The following is a 20,238-nucleotide window of genomic DNA, read 5'->3' on the forward strand; positions in this document are numbered from 1 at the left end:
TGGTGTTGATGTTGCTGTTGCTGTTGCTGTTGCTGTTGCTGTTGCTGTTGCTGTTGCTGTTGCTGTTGCTGTTGCTGTTGCTGTTGCTGTTGAGTTTGATTTTGACGTTGTTTTTGAATTTTTGCAGTTCCCATGTGTCGATGCCGTTTGTGCGGTACAGAAAATGGAAGCAGAAGAGCCGATGTCTGAGCCGAAGGCGAGTTTCGGATCTTCCCATTTTTTGTACCGCACAAACGGGCACCCCGCAGGGGCGTCGACGCCTGGGTCGCCTTCTTTTGCTTCCTTTTCTTGGCGAAGCAAGAAAAGGGAGTAGCTGCCGGGCTACCCCCGGCCTGCAATAGCAAATATCGTGTGCAAGTCAATAAAAACCAAACTTAAAAATATCGTTTCTTTTTTTATGCGTTGATCGAAGGCTGAATGTTGGGCTGGTAAAGCGCAGCCCAACCTACATTTATTTCAATGCGTCAGTCGCATGCCATTACTTAAACTGATAATTCAACGACAGCTTCACTATCCTCCCCAAAAAATTATCTTAATAATTGACCCCATAATTCCCGCGCGGATCATATTCATGCTTATGATTGACTGGTTGATACAACTGCCTATCATGCCACCCACCTGACCAAAGGTGTAGACCGGCAATTTGCTGCACAAGCCCGGATTGGCGGCACAGACTGCGGCAGCCTGGTCCTGATAGGCCATGTGCCAGCCAAAGTAAGTGTGTCATGACTGTCTCACGCATTTTCATTTTCTGTCTTTCATGTTCCTGGTCTCTGCTTGGCTGACATATCTGGAATCTGAATATGTTTTCTAATCAAAATCACTCAGGTGTCTGGCAAACTCTTGTGGAGCATGGCAGACATGATTCGACATGAAAAAGTCTAAGTCGTCTGCGAATGTCACGCCATCGACATATTTTCAACTTCACGTTTAGCTAAATTTGATGGTGATGAAAGACCTTATTTGTAACGGAGTGAATAAAGCAGGCAAGTACACAAGGGATGCTTTTTGAACTACGGTAAAATCCAGGCCTTTGATGCTTTAGTGGGCTTTCACAGTGAAAATCGGAGTGCCTGCCATGTGCGCGGCGATCATGGCAGCGTTGCAAATGCTCGCGATAGCCCCGCTATCGCTGTGCTTTGCTCCTTGCCCTGATTCGCCGGGCACATGTCCTTCACTCTCGATTTCACTGTGACAGTCCACTAGCCGTCGCCAAGCAGCCCCCCCCTCAAGTAAACTGATGACACTTTATAAAAAAAACAAACTGGCGAAGGTTCTGACTGCGACAGCCAGACATCATAAGCAAGTTCTGCGCACCCTCTTGCTGGGCACACTTTTCACCGAAGCCACGTGGGTAAATCCGGCGCTGGCACGGGCAATTGCAGCGCCAACGAAACCAGCAGCTACCAAGCCTGCGCCCGCTACGCCAGCAAAGCCCGAAATCAAGGCTGAAACCAAGCCAGCATCGCCGCCTGAAGTCGAAGCTCCAACGGTCACCGTCTCTGCCGAGCGCCCCAGCAACCGTATCGACCGCCAGGTCTATGATGTTAAATCTGATGTCAGCAGTACCAATGGTTCGGCGGCTGATGCCTTGAACAATGTGCCCTCAGTCAATGTAGACCCGGATGGCACGGTCAGCCTGCGTGGCAGCACCAAGGTGCAAATCCTGATTGATGGCAAGCCATCTGCCATGCTGCAGGGTGACAACCGCGCGGCCACACTGGCAGCCATGCCTGGGAATGATATTGAATCGGTCGAAGTCATCAATAACCCCGGTGCGCAGTTCGGCAATGAGGCAGGAGGTGGCCCCATCATCAACCTGGTCATGCGGCGCACGCGCCAGCCGGGTGGCTTCGGTGTCATCAATGCCAATGGCGGTTCTGCGGGTCGCTACAATACTGCGCTCTCTGGCAGTTATCACGAAGGTGCATGGGGCATACAGGGTGGCGTCAATTTCCGCCATGATGGTCGCAATTCTGTAGGCGATGCGGTACGTGACCGCATCGATGGCATAGGCGCGGCGACACATAACACCCAGACTTCCAGCGCAAAAGGTTTGAATAATTCTTCCGGCCTGAATGCTGCGCTGACCTACAACCTGGGTGCCAAAGACACTCTGGGAGCCAATTTTTCTTACACTGCGCGTAACAATGACCAGCAATCTGAAGATCACTACCTGACCTTTAACAAGGATAATGCCTTGTTCAGTGATTATGTACGCACCACCCAGCGCAAGGGTGACGGCACCAGCTATAGCTGGGGTGCGCGTTTTGACCACAAGGGGGACATCAGTGGCGAAAACCTGAAACTGGATTTGCGGGTATCGTCATCCGAGAATGCCAGTGTCAGCAATTATGCCAATGTGTATGCAGTCAAACCCGAATTGATGTCCGACAGGTATAACCTGCAAGACAATAGAAGCAATGTAAAGCTGGTCGACTTCACGGGTGACTATGAGCGCCCGCATGACAATGGCCTGGTCAAGCTGGGTTATAAAATCGCCGACAATAAGAGTGAATTTGATACCGGCTATTTCGATATCAACCCGGTCAGCAATGCCCGGACTGTCAACACAACCAGAACCAATCGCTACAGCCTGGATGAAGGGAATCTGGCCCTATATGGCTCATACCAGTTGCGCTTGAATGAGCAATGGGGGGTGCTGGCAGGTTTGAGGACAGAATATACCCACATCGATGTGCGGCAGCTAAGTGCCAATATTGGGGCGACAAATCATTACCTCAGCTATATCCCGAGTTTTTTTGCAAGTTACAAACTGTCGGACGATACCACCCTGCGTTTCAGTTATGCCCACCGCATACGCCGCGCCGGTGCGAATGAACTTAACCCCTTCGTCAGCTATCGCGACGAACTGAATGCCTCCAGCGGCAATCCCGGACTGAAACCTACCCAGACCGATTCTTTTGAGCTTGCGTATGAAACACGCGTTGACAAGCTCGATGTCAATCTCAGGGCCTATTATCGCAAAGAGAGCGACTCCATCATCTATCGCCGGACTTTTCTCAAAGACGGTGTCTTGCTGACCACGCCAGACAATGGTGGTGGCAGCCATACCCGTGGCCTGGAGTTCACCGTCAGCGGCAAGCTCACCCCCAAGTTTTCCATCAACACCAGTGGCAATCTCTTGTTGGGTGAACAAACCTATATCAACGCTGCCGGGCAGGATGTCCACAGGCCATCTACTTCCCTGAGCGTGCGCGGCAGGATCAATTATCAGATCACTGACGACGATCACCTGCAACTGAGCCTTAACACCCAGGGCCGCACCGTGTCGGGCGAGGGTTATCGCCAGCCCAATTCCACGGCCAATTTCAGCTATCGCCACAACATCACCAAGAGCCTGAATCTGGTCGTGAATGTGACGGACATCTTCAATTCCAACAAGACTGAAACCCAGGTCGATACTGATATTTTGAAAGAAAGTAGCATACGCCGCTATGATGGCCGCCTGATCTACGTCGGTTTTTCTTACCGTTTTGGTGGTGTCACGCCTGGTGGCAATTCGCGCCCTCCCCGAGGGTAATAGCGAGAGTGATAGCCGAGGTGACAAATCAGAAGGCAAATAAAGCGACAGCTTTGCTCTTTCGCAACGATCTTCTACAAAGCAAGCTCTGGTTTTGAGTTAAAGTTATGGAAACGCTATATCTGCTGCCACGGCGGGATGTAGTGAAAATTTGACATAGATCAAATGTTTTGTGACCGACCATGACATCTTGAAGCTGGCTGACCATGCATCTGTTTCAGTAATGACAATGCAGCATAAGCAGCACTGGATGCTATGGAGGCCATCGCCATCATAACGAGACAAACAAGATAGAAGCCACCATGCGTATTTTGCTAGCGGAAGACGATAGCGTCCTGGCCGACGGCCTCACCCGTTCGCTGCGACAATCCGGTTATGCCACAGATTGTGTCAACGACGGCGAGGCGGCCGATACTGCCCTGACTACCCAGGATTTTGATTTACTGATACTCGACCTGGGCTTGCCCAGACTCAGTGGGCTGGAAGTCTTGCGCCGCCTGCGGGCGCGCAACTCACGTCTGCCGGTGCTGATATTGACGGCGGCAGATTCGGTAGAGCAAAGGGTCAAGGGCCTGGATCTGGGGGCCGACGATTACATGGCCAAGCCCTTTGCCCTGTCCGAGCTGGAAGCACGGGTGCGTGCTTTGACGCGCCGTGGTGCTGGTGGCGGGCCTACCGTCATCAAGCATGGGCCGCTGACGTATGACCAGGTCGGGCGGATTGCCTATATCCATGAACAGATGCTGGATTTGTCGGCGCGTGAACTGGGCTTGCTGGAAGTATTGCTGCAACGCACGGGGCGGCTGGTATCCAAGGAACAATTGGTCGATCACCTCTGTGAATGGGGTGAAGAAGTCAGCAACAATGCCATCGAAGTCTATGTCCACCGCCTGCGCAAGAAAATAGAAATTGATGGCGTGCGCATCGCCACCGTGCGCGGCCTGGGTTATTGCCTGGAAAAATTCTTTGTCCCTGCTGCCCCTTCCGGCGCTGCACAAGTTGCACCAGCGACGCCAGCTACACCGGCCACTACAACTGAGCAAAAATGAGTGTCCCGCCAGGCAGTGCCGACAGCGACGCAAAAGCGCCTGACAGCACGGCAGGCAAGCAGCCGGAAGAAAAAATCCAGCGTTCATTGTTTGGCGAAATCCTCGACTGGATGCTGGCTCCGCTCCTGTTGTTATGGCCCATGAGCATCGCCATCACTTATCTGGTGGCCAAGTCCATCGCCAACCAGCCTTTTGACCGGGCGCTGGAAGACAATGTGCTGGTGCTGTCACAGCAAGTCAAGGAAATTGACGGGCAAACCATTACCCAGCTCAGCAATCCGGCCCGTGATATTTTACGTGCCGATGATCTCGACAATATCTATTTCCAGATCAAGGGCCTAAAGGGCGAAGTCGTCGATGGTGACCGCGACTTGCCTGCTCCAGCAGAAGATGACAAACCGCCCGCAGGCAGCGTGCAATTCAGGAATGCTGTCTTGCGCGGCATCGACATACGCATCGCCTATAGCTATATCGACCTCAACAGGACGGGCAAGCGTGGCCCCAACAAAGACCCGCACCTGGCCCTGGTGCAAGTGGCAGAGACCCTGGAAAAACGCAGCCTGCTGGCCAATGAAATCATCAAGGGGGTGATACTGCCGCAATTCATCATCTTGCCGATTGCCCTGGCCCTGGTCTGGTTTGCCCTGAGCCGTGGCTTGTCGCCACTGGCAGAGTTGCAGCAACGGATCAGGGCGCGCAGGCCGGATGATCTCAGCCCCATCGACTCGCGGCATGTGCCGGAAGAGATTACGCCCCTGGTCAAATCACTCAATGAAATGCTGGAGCGGCTGGCGCAAACCATCGCCATCCAGAAACGCTTCATCGCCGACGCTGCCCACCAGATGAAAACCCCGCTGGCGGGCATGCGCATGCAGTCCGAACTGGCTTTGCGTCAGACTGACCAACATGAGATACATCAGTCGCTGGCCCAGATAGCCACCAGTTCAGAAGCCGCCACCCGCCTGGTGAATCAATTGCTGACACTGGCCCGCGCAGAAAACCTCGCCCCCACCAACCAGCCACGCGAGCAAATCGATCTCAACATCCTGGCACGCAATGTGGTGCAGGAATGGATACAGACATCCTTCGCAAAAAAGATAGACCTGGGTTTCGAGCAAGACAAGAATGCCGTGCTGATCTTTGGCAGCCCGCTGATGCTGCGTGAAATGATCAGCAACCTGATCGACAATGCCTTGCGCTATACCCCGCAAGCACATAGCGTGACCGTGCGCGTACGCATAGACCATGACGAAGCATTGGCGATACTGGAAGTGGAAGACAATGGCCCTGGCATACCGCCAGCAGAGCGCGAGCGCGTGTTTGAACGCTTTTACCGCATCCTCGGCAGCAATGTGCAGGGCAGTGGCCTGGGCCTGGCTATCGTGCGCGAAATCGCCAGTCAGCATGATGCCCGCATACAGATACTGGATAATCCGCAACCGCAAGACACAGCTTATCCTGGCTGTCTGTTCCGTATTTCTTTCCAGTTGAATCCCTATGATGAAGTAGCCATGGAAGGTTTGTCATGAGCAATCAAGCAGACAACGCAGGTAGCGTCAGCAAACACTACTGGCGTCACACCAGGAGGCTGACCACAGTTTTGCTGGTGTGCTGGGGCGCATTGTGCTTTAGCGTATTATTTTTTGCGCGTGAATTATCAGCACTGACTTTCTTTGGCTGGCCTTTTTCCTTTTACATGGCAGCCCAGGGCCTGACGCTGAGTTTTGTCATGATACTGGCTATCTATTCCCTGGGTATGCACTGGATAGGCCGCAAGCAAACGGGACATTGATCACATGCCACAAAAACGCTTCACCCAAAGACTGACGCTGTACTATTTGTGGTACACCCTGCTGTTTTTCATCTTCCTGATCAGCCTGGCGATACTGGAAAAAGAAGGCGTGCCGCGTGCATGGATAGGTTATCTCTTCATGTTCGCCACCATCGTGCTGTATGCTGGCATAGGCGTAGTCAGCCGCACGTCCGACATCAGCGAATATTATGTCGCCGGGCGGCGCGTGCCTGCCGTCTTCAATGGCATGGCAACCGCCGCCGACTGGATGTCTGCCGCCAGCTTTTTAAGCCTGGCTGGTGGCCTGTATCTGCAGGGTTTTGATGGCCTGGCCTACATCATAGGCTGGACTGGCGGCTTTTGCCTGGTAGCGATGCTGATAGCCCCCTATCTGCGCAAGTTTGGGCAATACACTATCCCTGACTTTCTCGGTGCGCGCTTTGCTGGCACACCTGAAAATAATATGGTCAGGATCATCGCCGTGTTTGCCACCGTGTTCATCTCTTTCATTTATGTTGTGGCACAAATCTATGGGGTGGGCCTGATCACATCGCGCTTTACTGGTGTGGATTTTTCGGTGGGCATCTTCCTGGGTCTGGCCAGCATTTTAGTGTGCTCCTTCCTGGGTGGCATGCGTGCCGTCACCTGGACCCAGGTGGCGCAATACATCATCATCATCATCGCCTTTTTAATTCCGGTGGCCTGGCTTTCGGTCAAACACACCAATAACCCGGTTGCCCCCTTGTCATATGGCGCCGTGCTGCCAGAACTGGTCAGCAAGGAAAAGAGCTTTCAGTCAGACCCCAAGGAGCAGGAGGTGCGCGCTATCTACCGCCAGCGCGCCGATGAACTGCAAAAGAAAATACAGCGGCTGCCACTCTCCTGGGAAGAAGACCGGCTGGAACTGCAACACAAGCTGGAAGAATTAAAATCTGGCAACGCCTCGCTATTGGAGATCAAGGCCGCTGGACGGGTGCTGGCAAACTATCCAAAATCACCACAAGAAGCGCAAAGCCGCTGGAGCGATATCCGCAATAATTATCTGAACAAGGCGCAGCCCGGTTTTTCCAAATACACGCCCTATGCGGCCAAAGACAAAAACGAATCCGACAACAAGCGCAACAACTTCATGGCGCTGGTGCTATGCCTGATGATGGGCACAGCCGCCCTGCCCCATGTGCTGGTACGTTACTACACCACGCCCACCGTCAAGGAAAGCCGCGACTCGGTATTCTGGTCGCTGTTCTTCATCATGCTGCTGTACATCACCATCCCGGCCCTGGCGATTTTGGTCAAATATGACATCTACAACTCCCTGGTCGGCAGTGAATTCGCCAAACTGCCCTCCTGGGTTACTTACTGGGCCAATATAGACCGCAACAACCCGCTGGTGAATATCACCGACATCAACCGTGACGGCATTGTCCAACTGGCCGAGATCGTGCTCGATGGCGACATCGTCGTCCTGGCTACGCCAGAAATCGCTGGCCTGCCCTATGTGGTATCTGCCCTGGTCGCCGCCGGTGGCCTGGCCGCCGCACTGTCCACTGCCGACGGCTTGTTACTGACCATATCAAACTCACTGTCACACGACATCTATTACAAAATCATCGACCCACAAGCCTCCACCCAAAAGCGCGTGACCATCTCCAAATTGCTTTTGCTGGTAGTGGCGCTGGTCGCTGCTTATGTGGCCTCACTCAAACCCGCCGATATCCTGTCACTGGTGGGCGCTGCCTTTTCGGTCGCCGCATCCGCCCTGTTCCCGGCGCTGGTGCTGGGCATATTCTGGAAACGCGCCAACCGACAGGGTGCCATCTGCGGCATGATCACCGGCTTTGTCATCTGCGTGTTCTATATGCTTTACACCCACCCCCTGTTCGGCGGCAATCCCGCCAACCAGTGGTTCAACATCGCCCCGATATCGGCAGGCGTTTTCGGCGTTCCCGCAGGTTTCATCACCATGCTGGTGGTCAGCTTCTTTACGCCAAAACCAGACCAAAAGACGCTGGAACTGGTGGATTTTATACGGCAGCCTTGAGTTTGCGCGCCTCAACCCAGGACACTGAGTGCATGCACCTTTCAGTGAGCTTAGCGCATGATTTTAAAATTTTTGAATCCTTTTTCGATTTGCCGCCCTCTGTCCATTTATTCTCATTTAGATTTTTGGATACCACACATGCGCTCATCTCTGCTTGCCCTATGTATGATCCTGCCTCTCAGTGGCTGCAGCCAACTGAAAGCAGTTAAATTTCTCGCACCTCAGTCGTTTGGGTTTGTACAAGTCAGCCCGAATCTTTATGTCGAAGTGGGTACCGATCGAGCCACGCAAACCCGCTTGCAGGACGACATGCTGGTGGCGGAAAAAGCCCTGGGCACGGTGTATGGCAGCGTCTTATCCAAACCAGTGGTCCACGCCTGCATGACGGAGCAATGCTTGCGGTCATTTGGTGGCCAGGGCACGTTTGCCAAGGCATATGGAAACCGCATCCTGCTATCCCCGATAGGTCTGAACTGGCACTTTATCGCCCATGAATGGTCGCATGCAGAAATGATTAAACGCTTGGGTTTCCGTGCCTGGAAAGAAATGCCGCAATGGTTTGATGAAGGCTTGGCTGTGATGGTGAGCGAAGCGCCCGTGCATTCCGAAGCGCACTGGCAATACCTGCAAGCCCAGCATGTCGCCCACCCCAGCCGCGAAGAACTTTACAGCTTGCGCAGCCTGAGCGCCTGGAATGCGGCAGGTACGCGCTACAGCGACAATAAAAATACTGAGCGCCGTGCGCGTGGCGAAACGGAAATCCACTCCCTGTACACCACCGCTGGCCACGAAGTGCGCACCTGGTTCCAGCAGGCGGGAACCGCGAACTTGCTGATCTTGATCTCCAAACTCAATGAAGGTAATAAATTTGATGCGATTTACCATCCATGACACGATGAACTGAAACTGATTCCAGCAGCTACAGATCTGCCTGAGCATGGAATGCAACGTGATACTGAGATGTTTATCGAGTAACAGTATCTATTAGCCAGCAAGCCTGAAAATATGGACAAGTCGTATCCAAGACCTGTCCCAAAATCGTGTTGTTCTCTACAGCGGCGGCCAGGCAATGAGTCTCCAAGGGGAAATCGAATATGCTAGCCGATGAATCCGATCAATGATGATAAGATTATTGACCATTATCCGAAGAATCACGAAATGAAAACGATAGCAGAGCTTTTGCTGGCGAGTTTAGAGAGGCAAGCAAATGTAGAAAAAATAGAATACATTCCGGAATGGCCTTCACCGTGCGCAATTCTGCCAGTTGACAACGAAGGCTTAGTCGCGTGGCACCCAGTAGCGATCGAAGGCGACACCGCGTTTAGCGCCCTTGACTTAAGACCTGAAATAGCAGAGTTTTTTACCAGCTATTTTGGAAGACCCATATACGCAAATCACTCTGGCGAAGAGTGCACTATCTATGCGAGCTGGAATCAAGACGAATTAAAGTCGGCAGCAAATAATGTGCAACTCATGTTGCAAGAAGACGCGCCTATCTGCATAGCCACCACCAATTCCGACTTCTACTTCGGTGTTTGCAACACGACTGGTACGGTCTGGTTATGCGAGCCCGGCTACCCACCTATGCGCCAAGTAGCAGAATCTCTGCAGACCTTTTTATCTGAAGATTGAAACTTTATGTAGTAAGTAGAGGCGACTAGGGCGTTATCGCCCGCCGGGTTTGAAATGCATGAATGTCAGACCTGACCCCTCGCCCCATTGACCCCTCGCCCCATTGACATTTTGAGTTTTACCACTTTATTTCCCATCTGCTGCCAAACGTACACCATCGCGTGTCATGTAACAGTCAACGAAACCAGCGATCTCGCCTGGTGCATATATCGTCAAGAATGAATCATTGGTCGCCACAGTAAACGTGATGCTATTGGTGTTGTCGTCACAGATAGCGTGAACCTCGACACTCTCACCGGGTTAAATGATGAAGTATTCTGAAAGTGGCTCCAGCAACACTTTAACCGGCTGATCGATACCTGTTTTAAGGACATGTCTGTATGAGATTGTTAAATCCAACAAAAATACATTTCCATACGGAAATATTTCGCTTATTCTCTCATCTGTGCAGTACCGCTAGAACTCAAGTGGCAAATTGAAATCGAAAAAATCGCCCTCAAAGCTTGCTTGAATTTTCGCCACTCCCGTTGCCCATCCCCCGCAACGAAAAATGTAATCATCAACGGCCCAAATCCGCCGCGTTGTTAGGCCGCGTTGAAATTTGATTAGGTCACGTCCGTACCATTTTTTCGCATTTTTTACCGGCTGATAAATATAGCGAGTATCAGGTATTCTGATTACTGATATTTTGTCGAGACTCCCTATAATCTCGCCCGCATTTAATATTCTCAATTTTCCTTGATACACCTTTCAACCTATCAATATGACCCTGCAAGCGAACAGCCACATGGAAGTACTTTCGTTCACCCTTGGCGACGAAGAATACGGTACGGATCTGCAGAAGGTGCAGGAAATCCGGGGTTATGACGCCGTTACACAAATTGCCAACATGCCGGACCATTTCAAGGGCGTGATCAATCTTCGCGGTGTGATCGTACCGATCGTCGACATGCGCATTCAGTTGAATCTGGGTACGCCTACATATGACCAGTTCACGGTCGTCATTATTCTCAATTTCGGTGCGCGGATCATTGGCATGGTCGTGGATAGTGTGTCCGATGTCATAACGCTAACGCCTGATCAGATCAAGCCAGCCCCTGCGATGGGCACCAACATTAGTTGCGATTATTTGATTGGCCTTGGCACAGTGAATGAACGGATGCTCATCCTCGTCGATATTGCCCGGCTGATGTCGCAGGTTGATATAGGACTTCTCGAAGAAGTCGCAGCTTGATAATGCAATGAGCCGGTTTTTTGTATTAAAATATTAACGATTGGAAGTGACATGATGACGAATGAAGCGCGTGGTATGACGGTGAGGACACGCATCTGGGCTGGCTTTGCCTTGGTTTTATCAATGATGATCGTTCTTACGATCATCGGGATCGCGCAGGTCAACTCGATTTCCAAAGGCCTGACCACGATCGGGGATGTCAACAGCGTCAAGCAACGCTATGCGATTAACTTTCGCGGTAGCGTCCATGATCGGGCAATCGCGTTGCGCGATGTGATCTTTGTCCCAACCGAGGCCGAGCTGCAGCCTGTTCTTGAGAAAATTGCCAGCCTCTCGGCAGACTATGAAAAGTCCGCAGGGCCGTTGGACAAAATGTTTAGCGAGCGAACCGACATCAGTAGCGAGGAAAAGCAGATCCTGGCAAGCATCAAGGAAACAGAAGCACGTACGCTCCCCCTGATTAAGAAAGTCGTCGAACTGCGTCGTGCTGGCGAGAGCGAGCAAGCCAAGCAAATAATGCTAGCTGACGCACGCCCTGCTTTTGTGGAATGGCTTGGTCGCATTAACAAGCTCATCGATTTCGAAGAAAACTTGAATCGTTCCGAATCGGCGTCTGCACGGGGTACTGCCAGTGGTTTTCAAACACTAATGATGATTATGTGCTTCGGTGCGCTCATCGTGGGTGCAGTTGTCGCTACTCTCATTACCCGTAGCATCATGAAGGCGCTCGGCGGCGAACCCAGTAAAGCTAGTGCAATTGCCCGCAGCATCGCATCAGGCGACCTTAGCGTTATTATTAGCCTCGACTCTCGCGACCAGACAAGCGTATTGTCAGCAATGAAGGAAATGCGTGACAGTCTGGTGAGTATCGTGGGGCGTGTGCGCAGTGCAACCGAGTCGATTTCAACTGGCTCATCGGAAATTGCATCTGGCAACCTAGACCTGTCTCAGCGTACCGAGCAGCAGGCATCATCACTTGAGAAAACCACTACTTCCATGGAAGAGCTGACAGCGACGGTGAAACAGAATGCGGACAATGCGCGACAAGCAAATAAACTGGCTGTAACTGCATCGGGTGTAGCGGTCAAGGGTGGCGAGGTTGTGGCCCAAGTTGTTGACACGATGGGGTCGATCAACGATTCCGCCAAAAAGATCGTCGATATCATCGCGGTCATTGACGGCATCGCTTTCCAGACAAACATTCTTGCCTTGAACGCAGCTGTCGAAGCGGCGCGCGCGGGTGAGCAAGGGCGTGGTTTCGCCGTCGTCGCGAGCGAAGTGCGCAACCTTGCGCAACGCTCTGCTGCAGCTGCCAAGGAGATCAAGACCTTAATTGGCGATTCCGTGGAGAAAGTCGACGCCGGCAGCAAACTGGTGGCCGAAGCCGGCAGCACCATGGGTGAGATCGTCGGCAGTGTCAAGCGGGTGACCGATATCATGGCTGAAATCATGGCTGCCAGCCAGGAGCAGAGTGCCGGTATCGAACAGGTGAATCAAGCTATTGGCCAGATGGATCAAGTCACGCAGCAAAATGCAGCGCTGGTGGAAGAAGCGGCGGCAGCGGCCGAATCGATGCAGGAGCAGGCTGACCAATTGGCGCAAACGGTCGCGATTTTCAAGCTTGATAGCACTTCACAGTTTTCAGTCGAAGCTGCTCCGGCTCGCCCTGTAAGGTCGACTGCATCGATTCGCAAGGAAGGCCCGGTTGCCCTTCCGGCTTCGCCGACCCAAGCAGCTCGCAGGCAGGCAACAAAGAAACTCGAAGCAGTCGCGCCGGCTGGAAATGAATGGGAATCGTTTTAAAGGGTCTTGTTAAATCACAACTTGCCCGAGAACCTCATCACTAGACGAGGGCGCAAAAGCTGCAAAAGATGTGGTCTTACGTTCATACATTTTCTTGGTTTGAAATTGTCGTAATGTAAGACGTGACCCAATCTTTCTGACCCTATCTTTCTGGGGGCTAATGGGTGACCCTATCTTTTTGGACCCTATTTTTTTGCGGGTTGGGCAGCGTGCTTCCGTCGCCGAATTCCAGCGTGACGTGGTTGGTGTAGGCAAAGACGCCACAAAAACCCGTGCTAGATGCAAAGAGAACAGGCGCAGGTCTTCAAGCAGGTTCTCGACCCTGTTCATGCATCAGCCCCCCCCCTAGAAAGGCGGTGCGAAACTCCGGTGCGGGTTCCCGGTTGGAATAGATGTAGAGCATGACCCCATTTGGATCGCGCAGCGCAAAGCCGCGGTCACCCCAAGGGTGATCCTCGGGTGGAGTGTCAGGGGTGAGGCCAGTGACCAGAAGTTCGTTGTAGGTATCATCCACATCGGCAACGCAGAAATTATAGGTCAGGCCCGTGGGGTCACAAGCTGGCTGCTCGTGCTGTGGTTCCATGAATTGCAGCGACAGTCCAGGGCCGAATTCGAGGCTGATGAACCAACCGCAATCAAACACGAGGCGGGCGCCGAAATGTTTAATGTAGAACGCACGAGAGGCGGCGACATGCGGTGTGGTAATGGCGGGAGAAGCTGTTGTTGGTTGCATTGTGGCCCCCTCAGGCGATTGCTGTCATGTCGGAGCAAAGCTCGACCAGGCCGCCGCTCGGGTCTCGGACATAGCCGACGATCTGCCCCCACGGTTTGGCCGTTGGCGGCGACAGCGGACTTGCCCCGGCCGCGACCGCTCTATCCCATGACGATTGCGGATCGTCGCAGATCAACGCGATTTCCACCGCCTGGGCCAGATCACTGACACGCAGGGGGCGAATGGCCAGCCCGTTCATCTCGGCCATCTCTTCACTCGCGAAGGCCAGGGTGGTGTCGCCGGTTTCCATCTCGGCATATTGGTTACTTTCATGGAGAAACCGCAGCGGCAGGCCGAAGGCCGCCTCGTAAAAGGCGATGGTTGCCCGAACATCTGGGACATAAATAATGGTATAGCCGAATCTGACTGTCATAGGGACCTCCTTGTTCATTTCCCCAACCATACCAGCGGCGCCGCTGCCGGTCTTGTAAAAATCAGACATCAATCGCCAAGTGTGACCAGTGTCACATCCCCCATCCGGGCAGGCGAAAGCCCGCCAAAATCGCGTAAAGCGTGGGTCATATGGGCCTGATCGGCATATCCCGCCTCAAACGCCGCTTCAGATGGGCGCAGGTGATGGTCGCGAAGCAGGCGCAGTGCGCGGTGAAACTGCAAAATCCGGGCATAGGATTTGGGTGGCAGGCCCGTCGCATCGCGCACGATCCGCTGAACCGTCCGGGTGCTGATGTCCTGCATGCGCGCTATATCCTGAACCGCAAGTCGGCCACCGGAAGCATGGAGCGCGCTTAGAATGCGCAGGGTCTTTATGGGCGGAAGACTGTGCCCAAGCGCAATGCGATGTTGCACGAAAGCAACCAGCCGGCCCGGCAGATCGTCCGGTGAAGTCGCCTCTGCACATAGATCGGCAAGCTGTGGGCAGGCGCCGATCGCCGCCTCACCCATAAGGTTCCCGTCCCGCAAAAGCCCAGGGCTCAGCCCCAAAATGGGATAAAAAAAGCCCGGACGCAGTCGGATACCAGCAAAGCCCATACCCGGTTCCACCACAACATCATAATGCCGGGTCGTCGGGCCTGTCACCACAACGGTGATGCTATTGATCGGACGTACCTTGGCGCAGAACCGTAAAATGATATCACAACGCCCGTCGGGCAAAACCCGATGGGCGCGGGCCTTGTCAGCTACTGACACCCAGACCGCTTCGATCCCACGGCCAGGATCGGCTCCACTCGAAAGCTCGGTGTAGCGTGAGGGGTGCGGGCTGCATGATATCGGGGTTTGCATCAAGGCTCGGCTCCGGATGGCGTCGAAATGGACATCCTATCATTTGATTTGTGTCGATGAATGATGTCAGCGACCGTATTCTTGCTGATCCCGAGGTGACGCGCGACCTAGCGATCAAAATAGGGGCACCCATTAGCCAGCGATCAAAATAGCGTCAGGTCTCTTAAGAAACAAAATTAAGTCCTTGATTTAACTGGGTTTAAATTCGCAGTCTTCATTGCTGACGAGTTTTAAACCCAGTTTTTCGGCCTTCTTTGCCAGATGATGAAGTACACGTTCACGATAGCGTTCTTCATAATATTGCTGTCCTTGATCAGTGTACTCTTCACCTTTTGTCAGCATCATGTAGATAAGCCTTGCCAGCTTGTGTGCAACGGCAGTAATGGCTTTCGCTTTGTCCATGCGGGAGCACAAGCGGCGATAATAGGCCCCCAATGAAGACTTGCTGCTACGCAGGGGGGCTGCCGCCAGTTTCAGTGACAGACCGGCGCGATTGGCGACCCGACATTCAAGTTCCTATGATATTCATCTTTAAGAGCCAAGACTTTAAGGCGAGGTAATTTCGCTTTACAACTTTCGGACTTTCACTATGCGCTGGCAGATAAAATTCCGTTTCTGCACTGAAATCAACCAATATATTTATGACATCTTTTTTCACCCATTCAGGCAAAGAATTCCACAGATCAAAATCGATTTCCTTTTCACGACCAAAATGCAGCACAACTGCATGAACCACCTCACCCGAAGTACAAAATCCATCTAAATACAACTTCAGTATCCCCATTAATTTTTTCTCAAAATCAGTTTTTACCATGTTCGCCCCTTTTATCGTTCTTAGCGGCGCGTAATCTCCCGCAGGGCTGGAGATGTATGACCCTTGGTCTTCGCCCCGCGTCTGCTCGATAACAGCAAAAGCCTGTAATGTCTCTTTCCTGTCCATGGCGGATTTAATTCTTTCAAAAATCCAAACAGCACCTTTGTCGGTATAGGTCAAATCAATTGGTTCGTCGCCCGGCTCAAATACCCACACACAATTTGGTGTAGTTTCGCAAATATGCTTGATGACTTCGTCGAGGCGTGTGGATTTGACCTCATCTGGTTCAATCCACCCGTTAACCTCTGTTTCTAACATATTCAAGTACTCACCGTGCAAAACAAAGCAATGCCAGTCAGGCAGCCCTTCTGGGACAAATTTAGCCAACCATTTAGGAACTGGCCTTGGCTCGATAGTAATAAATCTGCCAAGTCGGTACGCGACAGGATCAACAATCCCCGCCTCCTTTAGCTGCTTTGCCCCTATAGTTTCCGTTTTGTCGAATGCCCAATTTGCAAAATTCGGCACTAGAACTGTAAGCATTGCATCCATATAGATTTTGTCCAATGTCTGTATCGCAAATGGTAGTCAGGCCTTACATTACGACAAATTCAAACTGGCCACTTTGCCGTTTTGGAAACCCCGGATGTTCACCTATAACTTGGAACAACAAGAAAATCCGAGAACTGTAGTCCCGTCTGTTAAAACGAAGGTATATGAAATCTCATTGTCATTTTCTGCGCTAAACATTGTTCCGGAAACCTCAAATGGTGGTACATCTTCCTTGCTAGACGTCACTGTCATCACAACTTCGCTCTCGTCGCTCACCTTACCCACAAATTTTGCATAGATGTCGGAGTCCTTGGTGCACACATCTCCAAGGCACATCACACCTGAGATATCAAAATTATCTTCACTCACTTCAAAGTATGCTTGGCCTCTAGTGACAAGCCAACGCCCTTTAAAATCGACACCCATAAACCAATTCCAATTAAATTCCATATCGTCCTGAACTCCGCATTCAATTAACCACGACAACCTGACACACAGCCACTATCTTTCGCCATGTCGAGTACGCTATACCATCTTAAAATTTTTTTGCTTCTTGTTCTCAACTGTCCTCTGATAGTTCTATCGAGGACGCTTGTCACTCTGTATAAAAAGGGTCATAACAATGCGAGCAAGTTAAAGACTGCAATGACTCTATTGCTTGATCACAGCTAGTCGTACTGCATTTGTGAATATTTGGATATGGCTTTTCCATCTGAGGCCACCGACACGCCACAGACTGCTTTGTCAAACATAAATCCAGGAAACAAGAAGGTGTGGCCTTTATCTTCTACTGATCCGTAATGAAGAGCACCTCTTTTACCTAATTTTTCTTCAAATTTTGTGACTGCAAGAGAAATGTCTGAGCCCGGTTCAATCGCGTCGCAGAAAGCCTGCGCCTCTCTTTCAGCAGACCAGTTTATATACCCCACCAGAGCAATCAAAATTACTGGCACTGAAATTATGGCAAAGGCGGATTTCACAAACATGGAGTAGCGCCTTCTGACCGGATCTTTTTTATTGACTATAAAGCTCATTTTTCAGCATTGACTTTCGAATCTAAGATTACGCAATCTGATCGTGGCTGTGCATTGATTCCCGAAAACCCCGATCGATTTCAAACCTATTCATGTTGTGAACATCTTGTGATTTTTTCTTCGTAGAATTCACCTTCGGACAATTTCCATATATAACTCTCTGTCCCGTCTTCATGATCTGCATGAAATATTCCTTTCAGGTAGTCGGTCGCCCTGTCTTTTGTATGAATGATTTCTTTTGAGAGTGTTTTTAGCTGATCTCTGATGTAGCTGAGGCGCTGGATTCGTATATCTGCACCATAGAAGATGTAATGCGTCCAGTTGATATGCGTGTCTGGTATTACCCAGCCCTGGTTATACATTTCTGCTCCTGTTGCATCGAATCTGTAATCCCCAGCTTTATCAATGAAGGATGAAATGACTGCCTTGATCTGTGGGATAGACTCTTCACGGTATTCTATCCAGCCTCTGACGCATATATATGTTCCCATGCTTTTTCAGTGCAGCCTTGACGAAAATGCATATTGTACTATTGTCAGTTCACCTCCCTGAAAGACAAAAAAACCACGCTGCTGCTAAGCGCAATGTGATCTGGCACGTTTCTCAATATGCTGTATTGGAACCGTAACCACGAGTTAGGACAATCTGCAATAAAAGTATCCGCCTGTTGCCGTCAAAAGTTAGGGAAAAACACCCATGAGCGGCCCTGCCTTGCCTCAATCAAATACATCAACCACAAGCTCAGGCGGACAGGTATCACTGGCTTAGAACCTATTTCCGTACATTTTGTTAAGTCTCTGCGCTGAAGCCCTGTAGGACGAAAAGCCAAAAAAGTTCTTATACAAATTAATGCTTTACTTTGATAAATCCATTGATATACTCCAATTAACATCCAAACACCATCCAATTACCATCCATGTGGATGAGAATGCAAAGTTAAAGAAAAAATATGACTGTCACCGACATACGTGCCAAGGCTAGCGATACTGAAAAAATTACCATCAATCTTGGCCTGGTCGACCTGGGTCAGGTTGATTTGCTGGTACAGGAAGGTTTCTATTCGAACCGTACTGACCTGATACGCACAGCGATACGTAATCAGTTGCTGACTCATGCTGAAGTCATACGCCAGACAGTAATACGCAAGAGCCTGGTGCTCGGTCTGCAGCATTACACGCGGGCCGATCTAGAGGCCATGCGGGATGCAGGGCAGCGTTTGCAAATACAGGTATTGGGGTTGGCCAGTATTGCAGCCGATGTCAGCCCCGAGCTTGCCGTGGCGAGTATCGAATCTATTTCTGTCCTGGGTGCATTCCAGGCCAGTAGCGCGGTAAAAGCCGCGCTGGCAGACCGCATTCTTTGAATGCACAAGTCCGCTTCATATGCACCAACATTGAAAGTAGAACATGAATTTTAATCAAGACCTGCTGGCCCGCATGCGCATGGCAGGACAATCCTGGCGCGATGCACAGGCATTTGCCGTGCCAGTTAAGGGCAGCATTAATCCAGAACAATTGCAGAAATTGACTGCCGTCACAGAACTGATACAACGTACTCTTAACGATCATTTGCCAGGACTTGCAAAAGCAGATACGCATGCAGACATACATCGCACAAGAGCAGACAATGCAAAGTGGGAGCAGTCGCTGCATGACATCAACCCACGGCCTGCAAAGAAACACGATGTTCAGGCACGAGGCGAAGCTGCGCCTCAGGCAGATGTCATTGATGTTGACACTCTACATACCAGGAAAAGTGATAAAAGTGATGCTGGCCGCTTCATCAGCGGCAGCTACGCCAACGCCCATGGCAAGCGCGGCTATAAACTGTATGTTCCCTCCAGCTATGCTGGAGATACCAGGCAGGCCCTGCCGCTGATCGTCATGCTGCATGGCTGCACGCAAGGGCCAGATGATTTTGCCACAGGCACAGGCATGAATCTGATAGCAGAGCAGCAGCAATGCATCGTTGTCTATCCGGCTCAGGACCAGGGCGCAAACACGTCGAAATGCTGGAACTGGTTCAAGGCTATGGATCAAAAACGCGACCAGGGTGAACCTGCCCTGATTGCTGGTATTACCCGTGAAATCATGGCTGATTATCATGTCGACGAGAGACGCGTGTTTATCGCTGGCATGTCTGCTGGCGGTGCTATGGCGGCCATCATGGCAGATGCCTATCCTGAGCTGTATGCCGCAGTTGGCATTCATTCTGGCCTGCCATTTGGCGCAGCAAACGATTTGCCGTCCGCCCTGGCAGCCATGCGTGGTGCTGCCAGCCAAAGCAAGAAGCCTTCTGCAGGCGCGGCAATACCTATCATCGTCTTCCATGGCGATCAGGATCACACCGTCAACAACAAGAATGCCGATCACATCATGACACGTTACCTCGACCATAGTCAGGCAAGGTCATTACAGGCACAAGAAGAGAACGGCAGCGGGAAGAACGGTCGCCGCTACACACGCACGCGCTACGCTGGCGATGTCGCATCCCAGCCAGCCCATGCTGAACAATGGGTCATCCACGGAGCTGGTCATGCCTGGTCAGGCGGTAATAGCCAAGGTAGTTATACCGACGCTTCAGGGCCAGACGCCAGCCGCGAAATGTTGCGCTTCTTTCTCTCGCAAGCGAGCAACATCAAACCCGACTGAAAAAATTATCCGCAATAGCAAAATCACTCGCCAGAAGGGATAAGAAATAAAGCCTTATGCACTGATATGCATAAGGCT

The 20,238-nt window shown here is 51.5% G+C and carries 20 protein-coding genes; 12 read left to right on the forward strand and 8 right to left on the reverse strand.

What is annotated here, in order from left to right:
* From Q8K39_RS16060 to Q8K39_RS16105, 10 genes are all read left to right on the forward strand, one after another.
* Positions 1–313, forward strand: a 313-nt coding sequence (locus Q8K39_RS16060) for a hypothetical protein (protein ID WP_305261753.1), incomplete at its 5' end; no start/stop codon positions are given.
* 927 nt (positions 314–1,240) lie between these two features.
* A complete protein-coding gene (locus tag Q8K39_RS16065; protein ID WP_305261754.1) occupies positions 1,241–3,544 on the forward strand; it encodes a TonB-dependent receptor domain-containing protein in 2,304 nt (767 codons plus the stop codon).
* A 302-nt stretch (positions 3,545–3,846) separates the two neighbouring features.
* Positions 3,847–4,593, forward strand: coding sequence for a response regulator transcription factor (locus Q8K39_RS16070; protein WP_186953743.1), 747 nt, complete (start codon positions 3,847–3,849; stop codon positions 4,591–4,593).
* Entirely contained in the window at positions 4,590–6,122 is a 1,533-nt protein-coding gene (locus Q8K39_RS16075; RefSeq protein ID WP_305261757.1) for a sensor histidine kinase, read from the forward strand. Before Q8K39_RS16070 ends, Q8K39_RS16075 begins: the two co-directional genes overlap by 4 nt.
* A complete protein-coding gene (locus Q8K39_RS16080) occupies positions 6,119–6,385 on the forward strand; it encodes a DUF4212 domain-containing protein (RefSeq protein WP_186953745.1) in 267 nt (88 codons plus the stop codon). Before Q8K39_RS16075 ends, Q8K39_RS16080 begins: the two co-directional genes overlap by 4 nt.
* A gap of 4 nt (positions 6,386–6,389) precedes the next feature.
* The gene (locus tag Q8K39_RS16085; protein ID WP_305261758.1) at positions 6,390–8,426 is read left to right on the forward strand and encodes a sodium:solute symporter family protein; all 2,037 of its coding nucleotides are present in this window, start codon (positions 6,390–6,392) and stop codon (positions 8,424–8,426) included.
* A gap of 138 nt (positions 8,427–8,564) precedes the next feature.
* Complete coding sequence (locus Q8K39_RS16090) at positions 8,565–9,317, forward strand: hypothetical protein (protein WP_305261759.1); 753 nt, start codon at positions 8,565–8,567, stop codon at positions 9,315–9,317.
* 213 nt (positions 9,318–9,530) lie between these two features.
* Positions 9,531–10,058, forward strand: coding sequence for a SecY-interacting protein Syd (locus tag Q8K39_RS16095; protein ID WP_305261760.1), 528 nt, complete (start codon positions 9,531–9,533; stop codon positions 10,056–10,058).
* A gap of 787 nt (positions 10,059–10,845) precedes the next feature.
* Positions 10,846–11,292 (forward strand): chemotaxis protein CheW, encoded by a 447-nt coding sequence (locus Q8K39_RS16100; RefSeq protein ID WP_230413691.1) that lies wholly within the window; start codon positions 10,846–10,848, stop codon positions 11,290–11,292.
* 54 nt (positions 11,293–11,346) lie between these two features.
* Positions 11,347–13,095: a methyl-accepting chemotaxis protein gene (locus Q8K39_RS16105; RefSeq protein WP_370868622.1), complete on the forward strand. Its 1,749-nt coding sequence runs from the start codon at positions 11,347–11,349 to the stop codon at positions 13,093–13,095.
* 304 nt (positions 13,096–13,399) lie between these two features.
* Here Q8K39_RS16105 and Q8K39_RS16110 read toward each other — a convergent pair whose 3' ends face one another.
* The 8 genes from Q8K39_RS16110 to Q8K39_RS16145 all read right to left on the reverse strand — a co-directional run bounded on the left by Q8K39_RS16110 (position 13,400) and on the right by Q8K39_RS16145 (position 18,000).
* Positions 13,400–13,828: a VOC family protein gene (locus tag Q8K39_RS16110; protein WP_305261762.1), complete on the reverse strand. Its 429-nt coding sequence runs from the start codon at positions 13,826–13,828 to the stop codon at positions 13,400–13,402.
* A gap of 10 nt (positions 13,829–13,838) precedes the next feature.
* Entirely contained in the window at positions 13,839–14,309 is a 471-nt protein-coding gene (locus tag Q8K39_RS16115; protein WP_305261764.1) for a VOC family protein, read from the reverse strand.
* Positions 14,309–15,109: an AraC family transcriptional regulator gene (locus Q8K39_RS16120; RefSeq protein WP_186953779.1), complete on the reverse strand. Its 801-nt coding sequence runs from the start codon at positions 15,107–15,109 to the stop codon at positions 14,309–14,311. The genes Q8K39_RS16115 and Q8K39_RS16120 overlap by 1 nt, the downstream gene beginning before the upstream one ends.
* A 189-nt stretch (positions 15,110–15,298) precedes the next feature.
* On the reverse strand, positions 15,299–15,511 hold the full coding sequence (locus Q8K39_RS16125) for a hypothetical protein (RefSeq protein WP_305261766.1): 213 nt from the start codon (positions 15,509–15,511) through the stop codon (positions 15,299–15,301).
* 106 nt (positions 15,512–15,617) lie between these two features.
* Entirely contained in the window at positions 15,618–16,475 is an 858-nt protein-coding gene (locus Q8K39_RS16130; protein WP_305261768.1) for a hypothetical protein, read from the reverse strand.
* Between the two features lie 102 nt (positions 16,476–16,577).
* Entirely contained in the window at positions 16,578–16,925 is a 348-nt protein-coding gene (locus Q8K39_RS16135; RefSeq protein WP_305261770.1) for a hypothetical protein, read from the reverse strand.
* Positions 16,926–17,143: 218 nt separating this feature from the next.
* Positions 17,144–17,509 (reverse strand): hypothetical protein, encoded by a 366-nt coding sequence (locus Q8K39_RS16140; RefSeq protein WP_305261772.1) that lies wholly within the window; start codon positions 17,507–17,509, stop codon positions 17,144–17,146.
* 86 nt (positions 17,510–17,595) lie between these two features.
* Positions 17,596–18,000, reverse strand: a complete 405-nt coding sequence (locus Q8K39_RS16145; RefSeq protein WP_305261774.1) for a hypothetical protein — start codon at positions 17,998–18,000, stop codon at positions 17,596–17,598.
* Between the two features lie 458 nt (positions 18,001–18,458).
* On the opposite strand from Q8K39_RS16145, the gene Q8K39_RS16150 reads away from it, so the two are divergent.
* A complete protein-coding gene (locus tag Q8K39_RS16150) occupies positions 18,459–18,872 on the forward strand; it encodes a CopG family transcriptional regulator (protein WP_305261775.1) in 414 nt (137 codons plus the stop codon).
* A 43-nt stretch (positions 18,873–18,915) separates the two neighbouring features.
* Positions 18,916–20,160 carry a PHB depolymerase family esterase gene (locus Q8K39_RS16155; protein WP_305261777.1) on the forward strand — a complete coding sequence of 415 codons (1,245 nt, stop codon included), beginning with the start codon at positions 18,916–18,918 and terminating at the stop codon, positions 20,158–20,160.
* Positions 20,161–20,238: the final 78 nt, after the last annotated feature.

The organism is Undibacterium sp., assembly GCF_030683615.1.
GTDB lineage: Bacteria > Pseudomonadota > Gammaproteobacteria > Burkholderiales > Burkholderiaceae_D > Undibacterium > Undibacterium umbellatum.